2 protein-coding genes and 1 tRNA gene are annotated in these 2,839 nt (G+C 45.3%); 2 read left to right on the top strand and 1 reads right to left on the bottom strand.

The annotated features are described in order from the left end of the window. A partial coding sequence (locus QZZ41_RS00550; protein ID WP_295066697.1) for an MATE family efflux transporter occupies positions 1-1,277 on the top strand: 1,277 nt, incomplete at its 5' end. A gap of 85 nt (positions 1,278-1,362) precedes the next feature. After that, positions 1,363-1,437 (top strand) — tRNA-Gln (locus QZZ41_RS00545). Positions 1,438-1,695: 258 nt separating this feature from the next. Here QZZ41_RS00545 and murA read toward each other — a convergent pair. Further along, positions 1,696-2,839: UDP-N-acetylglucosamine 1-carboxyvinyltransferase (gene murA / locus QZZ41_RS00540; RefSeq protein WP_295066694.1), on the bottom strand; the 1,144-nt coding region annotated here is incomplete at its 5' end.

The raw sequence follows: 2,839 nt of genomic DNA, 5'->3' as shown, positions 1-2,839 counted from the left end.
TATATAATATGGTAGACCAGCTGTTTATCGGAAAGGCTGTAGGAACTCTCGGAAATACGGCGACTTCTATCGCATTCCCGTTCACAACGGGATGTATGGCACTTGCGCTCCTGTTAGGAATAGGCGGTGCTTCGTGCTTTAACCTTGCGCTTGGTATGGGAGATAAAAAAAGAGCCCCGTACTTTGCGGGAAACGCACTTTCACTTCTGGCAGCCAGCGGTGTCGTAATATCTGCGATAACGCTGATCTTTCTTACTCCGCTGCTGAAACGATTCGGAGCAACTGACGCGGTATTGCCTTATGCCAAGGAGTACGTCAGATATACGGCATTCGGCTTCCCGTTCCTTATTCTTACAGCAGGCGGCGGACATATCATACGTGCGGACGGAAGTCCTAAAATGACTATGATATGCAATATCACAGGAGCTATCATCAATACGATACTTGATGCCATATTTGTTCTCGGTCTTGACTGGGGGATGAAGGGCGCAGCTATTGCAACAGTAATTGGACAGGTCGTTTCGGCAGTTATTGTTATAGTATACTGCTTCAATTTCAAGACAGTATATCTCTTTGGCAGACATCTTTTACCGAAAGCGGGCATAGTGAGCAGAGTTTGTTCAATAGGTATGGCTTCCTGTTTCAATCAGATAGCTATTGCTGTTGTACAGATAGTTCTCAACAACTCACTCGCCCATTACGGAGCACTTTCAAAGTACGGTGCAGATGATCCGATAGCAGCTGCGGGAATAATCATGAAGGTCAATATGATCGTATTCTCAATAGTTATCGGACTTGCTCAGGGTACTCAGCCTATTGAGAGCTTCAACTACGGAGCAAAGAATTACGACAGAGTAAAGAGTGCTTTCTGGATGGCTATAAAGGCAGGCGCAGCTATTTCACTTGTGGCATTTGTATGCTTCCAGCTTTTCCCGAGACAGATACTCAGCGTATTTGCAAATGAGAATGCAAGTGAGGGATATTATGAGTTTGGTGCGAAGTTTTTCAGGATATCAATGTTCTTCACATGGCTCAACTGTTTACAGCCTATAACTTCCACATTCTTTACCTCGATAGGAAAATCCATAAAGGGTGTATTCCTTTCGCTTACAAGACAGATACTGTTTTTTGTGCCACTTCTTCTCGTATTGCCGCTGTTCTTCAAAATAGACGGAATCATGTATACAGGTCCTATTGCGGACGGTCTTGCTGCTATAGTTGCAGTAATTATGGCAATGTATGAATTCAAGGATATGCATGAACGAGAATGGTATTGATGAGGATATATTGTTAAAATAAAAATAAAAATCCTGCGGTATTGATTTATTGCAGGATTTTTGTTATAATATTATAGTGACTTTTTGGGGTATAGCCAAGCGGTAAGGCACAGGACTTTGACTCCTGCACTCGTGGGTTCAAATCCCGCTGCCCCAACCACAAGCTGAGCCAGCTTGACCGCAGCCACGTTGACGCTTGCAAGCTCGCTTACTATTTATCAATACTGATACCCGTACATCGCTTACGGCACATTTAAATCGCATAAATCGATACAGTAATTTATCGATCGAACTGTAGGGGGCGATGCCTACATCGCCCCCATTTTTTCTATAAGTTAACGTGCTGATGTAGACATCAGTCCCTACATAAATGACGAAAAAGCTGCCGCACTAATGTGCAGCAGCCATTAATATTCTATCAAACCGCAGCTTTTGCGCCGTCAGCCTTTGTTCCCTCAGCCTTATCGGGAACGCTTACCTTTTCGATATCTGCACCAAGAGCTCTGAGCTTGCCTTCCATGCAGTCATAACCTCTCTCGATATGGTAGATATCCTCGATCTCGGTAACGCCGCTTGCAGCAAGTCCTGCAATGATAAGTGCTGCGCCTGCTCTCAGGTCACAAGCCTTTACGGGAGCTCCCATAAGCTTGCCTGTGCCCTCTATAAGAGCTACCTTGCCGTTTACTGTGATATCTGCGCCCATTCTTCTGAGCTCGTCCACATAGCGGAAACGCTGCTCCCAGATATTCTCGGTGATAATGCTCGTACCCTCTGCAAGACACAGAAGAGTAGCTATCTGAGACTGCATATCTGTAGGGAATCCCGGATGAGGAGCTGTCTTGACGTTTGTCTTTACCAGCGGACCGTCTACCCATACCCTTATACTGTCATCGAACTGCTCGATGTTAACGCCGATCTTCTCAAGCTTTTTGGTAATGGATTCAAGATGCTTCGGGATAACGTTCTTGATAAGAACATCGCCCTTTGTTGCAGCAACTGCCACCATAAATGTACCTGCTTCTATCTGATCGGGTATAACCGCATAAGTAGTACCGTGGAGATGCTCAACACCTCTGATCTTGATAACATCGGTACCTGCGCCCATGATGTTTGCACCCATTGAGTTGAGGAAGTTTGCAAGATCAACGATGTGCGGCTCCTTAGCTGCATTTTCGATTATTGTGAGTCCCTCAGCCTTTACAGCAGCGAGCATAGCATTCATTGTAGCTCCGACTGTAACAACGTCAAAGAAGATCTGATTGCCGCTGAGCTTGTCTGCAGTAAGATCTATCATGCCCTGACTGAGAGTATGCTTTGCACCGAGGGCTGTGAAAGCCTTTAAGTGCTGATCTATAGGTCTGTCTCCGAGAGGACATCCGCCCGGCATGGAAACTCTTGCTTTATTGAATTTGCCCAGAAGAGCACCGAGGAAGTAATATGAAGCACGCATTTTTCTTGCATACTCATAAGGAACGCAGAATTTGCTGATAGTCGTAGGATCTATCCTGTAGGTATCCTTTGCGATATTAGTACCTTCTGCACCCATTTCCTCAAGAATATGG

Source organism: Ruminococcus sp. (assembly GCF_016283395.1).
This window is presented reverse-complemented; position numbering and strand designations above follow the sequence as displayed.